This window comes from Aphanizomenon sp. UHCC 0183 (assembly GCF_009712065.1).
GTDB classification, from domain to species: domain Bacteria; phylum Cyanobacteriota; class Cyanobacteriia; order Cyanobacteriales; family Nostocaceae; genus Dolichospermum; species Dolichospermum heterosporum.
In genome coordinates, this window is record NZ_VILC01000027.1 from 26,280 (window position 1) to 33,233 (window position 6,954).

The 6,954-nt window shown below is 40.7% G+C and carries 6 protein-coding genes; 2 read left to right on the forward strand and 4 right to left on the reverse strand.

Features of this window, described 5'->3' with window-relative positions:
- Positions 1-122 precede the first annotated feature (122 nt).
- Positions 123-851 carry a response regulator transcription factor RpaB gene (gene rpaB / locus FJR37_RS11670; RefSeq protein ID WP_015079764.1) on the reverse strand — a complete coding sequence of 243 codons (729 nt, stop codon included), beginning with the start codon at positions 849-851 and terminating at the stop codon, positions 123-125.
- 170 nt (positions 852-1,021) lie between these two features.
- On the opposite strand from rpaB, the gene radA reads away from it, so the two are divergent.
- Positions 1,022-2,560 carry a DNA repair protein RadA gene (gene radA, locus FJR37_RS11675; protein ID WP_168466086.1) on the forward strand — a complete coding sequence of 513 codons (1,539 nt, stop codon included), beginning with the start codon at positions 1,022-1,024 and terminating at the stop codon, positions 2,558-2,560.
- 66 nt (positions 2,561-2,626) lie between these two features.
- On the opposite strand, the gene radC is transcribed toward radA, so the two are convergent.
- Together radC and FJR37_RS11685 are read right to left on the reverse strand one after the other, a co-directional pair.
- On the reverse strand, positions 2,627-3,358 hold the full coding sequence (gene radC, locus FJR37_RS11680) for a DNA repair protein RadC (RefSeq protein WP_015080602.1): 732 nt from the start codon (positions 3,356-3,358) through the stop codon (positions 2,627-2,629).
- Between the two features lie 239 nt (positions 3,359-3,597).
- Positions 3,598-4,536, reverse strand: coding sequence for a phosphoribulokinase (locus FJR37_RS11685; RefSeq protein WP_168466087.1), 939 nt, complete (start codon positions 4,534-4,536; stop codon positions 3,598-3,600).
- Between the two features lie 467 nt (positions 4,537-5,003).
- Between FJR37_RS11685 and FJR37_RS11690 the strand changes: the two genes are divergently transcribed.
- Positions 5,004-6,725 (forward strand): bifunctional serine/threonine-protein kinase/formylglycine-generating enzyme family protein, encoded by a 1,722-nt coding sequence (locus tag FJR37_RS11690; protein ID WP_168466088.1) that lies wholly within the window; start codon positions 5,004-5,006, stop codon positions 6,723-6,725.
- Here FJR37_RS11690 and FJR37_RS26430 read toward each other — a convergent pair.
- Positions 6,722-6,954 (reverse strand): hypothetical protein (locus FJR37_RS26430; RefSeq protein WP_217355249.1); only part of this gene is annotated, 233 nt, incomplete at its 5' end. The genes FJR37_RS11690 and FJR37_RS26430 overlap by 4 nt on opposite strands.

Consider the following 6,954-nt stretch of genomic DNA (forward strand, 5'->3'; position numbering starts at 1 on the left):
AATTCTTTCTCCCTCTACTTCCCCTACTTCCCCTACTTCCCCTACTCCCCCTACTCCCCCCACTTCCCCCACTTCCCCTGCCCCCTCTGTCACCTGTCACCTGTCACCTGTCACCTAACTTCCTACTCTTCCCCCGGTTCTAGGATGCGTTGGAAAAGATAACCAGTACCTCTAGCGGTGAGAATTAGTTCAGGGTTGCTGGGATCATCTTCTAATTTTGCCCGTAATCGGGAAATATGTACATCCACAACGCGAGTATCTACATGGCGTTCAGGAGTATATCCCCATACCTCTTGCAGAATTTCTGAACGGGAAAAAGCTTCACCCGAACGACTGACTAACAATTCTAATAAGCTAAATTCCATCCCGGTTAAGCGAATCCGCTCATCACCTTTATAAACTTGACGCTTATTTGTATCAATTTTGATGGTGCTGACATGAATTACCCCGGAACTAGGAATACCGTTTGCACCTGTTTTGTCCACCCGTCGCAATACTGAACGAATCCGCGCTTCTAGTTCTTTGGGTGAGAATGGTTTAACGACATAATCATCAGCACCCAATTCTAACCCGGTGATGCGATCTGCGACATCTCCCAAGGCGGTGAGCATAATAATAGGGACATCCGATTCTTTGCGTAATTCTTGACAAACGCCATAACCATCGAGTTTTGGCATCATTACATCTAAAACTACCAGGTCTGGTTCAGCTTTGCGAAATATTTCTAAAGCTTCCTCTCCGTCTCCTGCTGTCACCACATCGTAGCCAATCATGGAAAGGCGTGTTTCCAAAATCCGACGAATGCTGGCTTCGTCGTCTACTACTAGGATTTTTTCTTTATGACTTTCCAAGTTTTGTCATGCTCCTTAACTAAAATTTTTCATGATTAATTTTAAATATCATAATATTAAGATATCATTACATGAATTGATTTGGAAAAAGCTCTAACTATTACTACGATTAAATTTCGGTTTTTTCCAAGAATTAATGAAAAATTAAGATTATTATCTAAAATTTAAGCATGGCAAAGCCAAAAACCATTTATATCTGTAGTAATTGTGCAGCGGAATTCTCCCAATGGTTCGGAAAATGTTCAAATTGTGACACTTACGATTCTTTAGTTGAGCAGAATATTAGCTCTTTTCTGGGGGATATACCTGGCCGGGGTGGGGTGGGAAATTGGCAAGCTGGAGGTCATAGTAAATCTCATGGTAAACCAGCTAAAGCTAGATCATCTCTGACTTTTGACCAAATTAGCGATCGCCAAATTGCTCGTTGGGAGTCCGGTTATGGCGAATTAGATCGAGTTTTAGGCGGTGGTGTTGTTCCCGGTTCAATGGTATTAATTGGTGGTGATCCTGGCATTGGTAAATCTACTTTACTACTACAAGTATCTAACCAATTAGCACAAAAATATCGTATTCTCTATATTACTGGAGAAGAGTCTGGACAACAAGTAAAATTGCGTGCTTCTCGCTTGGGAATGTCCAAACCTCCTCTTGTCGTCACAGAAGATCATCAAAATAAAGATCCGGAAGCACCAGTGACAAATCCTCAACAACCTATAGATCCTGACAGTATAGGTGCGGATTTATATATATTACCAGAAACGGATTTAGAAGAAATTTTACGAGAAATAGACTCTTTAAAGCCAAATGTGGCAGTAATAGATAGTATTCAAACCGTATTTTTACCAGCTTTGACATCAGCGCCGGGTTCAGTGGCTCAAGTCAGGGAATGTACTGCAGCCTTGATGAAGGTGGCAAAACATGAAGATATTACGATGTTAATTGTTGGTCATGTTACCAAAGAAGGCACGATTGCCGGACCGAGAGTATTAGAACACTTAGTTGATACTGTATTGTATTTTGAAGGCGATCGCTTTGCTTCCCACAGATTATTAAGAACTGTAAAAAACCGTTTCGGAGCAACACACGAAATTGGTATATTTGAAATGGTATCTCAAGGATTAAGGGAAGTTGATAATCCTTCTGAATTATTTTTAGGCAATCGTGATGATCCGGCTCCAGGTACAGCTATTGTAGTAGCTTGTGAAGGAACAAGACCAATAGTAGTGGAATTACAAGCTTTAGTTAGCCCTACTAGTTATCCCTCTCCTCGTCGAGCAGGTACAGGGATAGATTATAATCGCTTAGTGCAAATACTCGCCGTATTAGAAAAGCGTGTGGGTATTCCTATGTCCAAATTAGATTCCTATGTTGCTTCTGCGGGGGGATTAAATGTAGAAGAACCAGCAGTAGATTTAGGAATTGCCGTTGCCATAGTTGCCAGTTTCCGCGATCGCATTGTTGATCCTGGTACAGTCTTAATTGGAGAAGTAGGATTAGGGGGACAAGTGCGATCGGTTTCCCAAATGGAACTACGATTAAAGGAAGCAGCAAAACTGGGATTTAAAAGAGCGATCGTTCCTAAAGGCACAAAATTTCCTGAAATTGGTATAGAGATATTACCAGTAGGTAAAGTCATAGATGCAATTATCGCGGCTGTTCCTCATCAGGAGTTGACAGAGGAAGATTTAGAACCTGATGGGGATGAATAACCGTTCTAAAAACCCCAATGCCCGCACAGAGAAAGCACTAGGAGACGTAGAAAAAAGGTAGAAATATCAATCAACTTGCGGACAATCATCCCATAAAGTTGTAATTTCTCGTAAACTCTGATGAGTGCCATTACCTAAGATTAAATGATCTAAAATGGAAATAGCTAACAGTTCTGCCCCGGCTAATAATTGACGAGTCAATTCGATATCTGCTTCACTGGGTTCTAAACTACCAGAAGGGTGATTATGGGCAACTATTACTCTTGTAGCACCTTGACGAATGACTTCTCGGAAAATATCACGGGGGGAGGCTAAAGTTTCCGTTGCTGTGCCAATTGTAATCACTTTTGTGCCTAATAACTTATTTTTCACATCCAATAATAATACGGCAAATCTTTCTTGATTTTGCCACATCAAGTCTTGACTCAGCACCGCAGCCGCAGCAATGGGACTATCAATCACTGTTCCGTCGGAAGGACGAGATAAAAAAGTCCGTTTACCCAATTCAATTGCAGCGAGGATAGTTGTCGCTTTTGCTGGTCCCACACCGGGAATTTCCATTAATTCAGCGGGGGAGACATTTCGTAAAGCAGCTAAGGGGTCACACTGACCTTTACCCAATTGCTGTAATATATATTGCCCTAAACCAACTGCGGATAATTTACCAGGGCCTTGTCCAGTACCCAGCAAAATAGCGATTAATTCCGCTGTAGCTAAAATCTTCGGTCCGTGAGTCATTAACCTTTCACGGGGGCGTTCATTTTCCGGTAAGTCGGCTATTCTCAGGCAATAAGTCATACCAATTGGGAATTTTGAATTGGGAATAATTGTCATAGCTATCAGCTATCAGCGAAAAGCAGAAATAGCAAATAGCAAAGAAGAGGAGGTATTCATTTAATTACCTGTATTTCAGATTTTAAGGCTGATTGCTGAGGACTGGGGGCTGAATGCTAACTCATTATTTATCCCTTATTTTTGGACACAATTATTCCTTTTTGACAATATCTTTAATTTTTGTAGATACTACCCGGAATTACTTACTGGTAAATTTGCGTAGCTTTGAGCATATGGTAGGTAATAATTAACTGAGTCAGGGCGAGAGGATAACTTTGCAGTGTTTCTCCAGTTGTACCTGCAATTTTACCCAATTCTGGATTACTTTCCCGATCGCACACATTATTTAAATGCGGCATATCGTTACACATAATCCGTTCGATTTTATTCACCTGTTCCAAAGTTGCATGACCGTCAACCTCTAAAACATCCACCGGTTTTCCCATATCTCTATCTAATCCCAAGCGGATAGCTGACTGGGTATCACTATGACCAGCGTGAATAATTTCCGTAAAATCAGGGTGGGGAATGGAAGGACGCAACACCAAGCGCACATTTAAACGCCCACTAGTGTTATCAATTTCATCATTGGGAGGATAGAAACTGACCACAATATCTGACCATTGCCGCTGCGGACGGATATACTGTTCCGAATCTGGTTCGCGTTTATCTAATTCTGCTAATACCTGTTCTGGAGTATAACCGCGCTTTTGAGTATCCCGTTTCACCTTCCAATCAGCGCGAAGTGGTTCAGGAGGGGCAAGATAAACCTTGACATCATAAGCATCACGGGCTGCACGGGTAGAATAACCTAGTAACCCTTCAATAATCACAAATTTAGTGGGTTTGATATATTGCGGCGGTTCAAAAGTCCCTGTGGAGTGGCTGTAAACCGGCTTGAGAATCGCCTGTCCTGTCCGTAGCAGCGATAAATGTTGCTGCATGATATCCAGATAGTTACAATCAGGATGGAGTGCCGTAATGCCGATTTCTGCCCGTTGTGTGCGATCGTAACGGTGGTAATCGTCTGTACATATAATAGTCACATTTTCAGGACCGAGTACCTGAGCAATCCCTCTAGTCAGAGTTGTTTTCCCAGCAGCACTATCACCAACAATACCCAGAATAATTGGACGGCTCATGAATACCTCCTCTGACGCGAGTAAGTTTATAGAATAATCTTCAATTTTAGAGGGCGAATAAGCACTTTCTTCAGAAAATTATATCTTTGCAACATCTCTACATAAACTCCCTGGATTTGGTGTCATGGGATGATTTTTTGCACGCAGAGGCGCAGAGGCGCAGAGATTGAGAACCGCCATAGATGTTAAGTAATGAAACGGAATTAATTACACAACTGATTTTCCTGTTCTTTTCAACCACCAACATAATTATTTTCCTCTTTATCCTGTTAATCCTCAAATCCCGGACATCCTGATTCAGACAATCAAGACTTGACAAAACTCAAAGCCTATATTATCCTTATGTTACGAGTGGAAAAGTGTGCGCCCATATATAGACTTTTCAACCACCAATATAATTATTTTCCTCTTTATCCTGTAAATCCTCAAATCCTGGACATCCTGATTCAGACAATTTAAATTTTATTATGGCTTATTTTACCCCAGGGCAACTACTCAAAAGAGGACAATACGAAATTATTGACACTCTTGGACAGGGAGGATTTGGTATTACCTATTTAGCGCAAGATCATAGACGCAAAAAACAAGTAGCTATCAAAAGCCTCAACGTCTCCTTTTTGAAACAACGCTATCGAGATAAATATGGGAATACCGATAGTTTTGGAGAATTTTTAGCCCAAGAACAGGACAAGTTTAACACCGAAGCGATGGTGTTAGCTACCTTTGATCATCCTCACATTGTCAAAGTGTATCCTGAACTGTTTCAAGAAAATGGTTTATCTTGTATGGTGATGGAATATGTCAAAGGCAAAAATTTAGAACAATATTTATACGCGAATGGTGTTTTTAGTGAAAGTGCAGGTTTAGGAATTATTAAAGGCATTGGAGAGGCTTTAAGTTATATTCATAGTCGTAATTATCTGCACCGAGATATTAAACCTGCGAATATTTTACTGCGAGAATCTGACAATAAAGCCATTTTAATTGATTTTGGTTTAGCCAGAGAAGTCAATTTTGCGGAATTGATGAGTTTAACAAATGCCAAAACTCCGGTTTTTGCACCACCAGAACAATTTGAAAATAGAAGTAATTTCACTCCCGCTTTAGATATCTATGCTTTAGCTGCGACATTATATGTAATTATCGCCGTTCATGAACCTCCTTTCATTCCTCTGCCTAGTCCTTATCTGAATGCTAAGATAATGCTAGATATGAAAATGGCGATTGAACCACCGCAAAAATACAATTCTCAAATTAGTCAAAAGGTAAATGACGCTATTCTCAAGGGAATGGAATTAGATTATCAAAACCGTCCTCAGTCTATTTCAGAATGGTTTAGGTTTTTAGGTATTCAATCACAAAATAATCATCTCAAAACTTTCACTTTTGAAGTTGTCACAACCAACGATAAAGGAAGCATTATCAACAAACGCAACCACTCAGCAAATTACTTTGTGGAAGATTTGGGAAATGGGGTGAAGTTGGAAATGGTGGAAATACCCGCAGGAACATTTTACATGGGTTCACCGGAAAGTGAAGAGGGAAGATATAGATATGATAGTGAAAGTCCCCAACATCAAGTTACTGTTCCCAGCTTTTTTGTCGGTAAATATCCTTTGACTCAAGCACAATATCAAGCTATCATGGGAAACAACCCTGCTTACTTCAAAGGAAATAATCGTCCTGTTGAATATGTGAGTTGGAATAATGCGGTTAATTTTTGTCAAAAGTTAAGCCAAAAAACAGGTAAAAACTATAAACTGCCCAGTGAGGCACAATGGGAGTATGCTTGTAGAGCGGGAACAACGACACCTTTTTATTTTGGTGAAAGTATTACCCCAGATTTGGTAAACTGTGATGGTAACTATGCCTACGCTGCTGCACCAAAAGGGCAATATCGAAAACAAACCACAGATGTAGGAACTTTTCCCCCTAATGCTTTTGGTTTGTATGATATGCACGGAAATGTGTGGGAATGGTGCGAAGATGATTGGCAAGAAAATTATATAAACGCGCCTATAGATGGCAGTGCCTTAATTAGTCGAAGCAATATAAAGCTGCTGCGCGGTGGTTCGTGGGACAACGTTCCTGACTATTGCCGTTCTGCTTATCGCAACAGCAACGACCTCGATCTCGTCAGCAGCCCTTTTGGTTTTCGGGTTGTATGTGGTGGTGCGGCGAGGACTTAGTTACCCTTTATACTTTTGCTCTTTTGCTCTCTGCTCTTTTTTCTTTTCCCTTGTCTCGTCGTTAGTCCGAATTTTTTTTGGATAAATACTGGATGTGGAAACCTTATATATATGGGCGCATACTTTTCCACCCATAACATAAGCATAGTCGAAACTGAGAACTTTGTCAATGTCTGAATCAGGATATCCAGGATTTGAGGATTTTCAGGATGTTGTTGGATGATTGTTT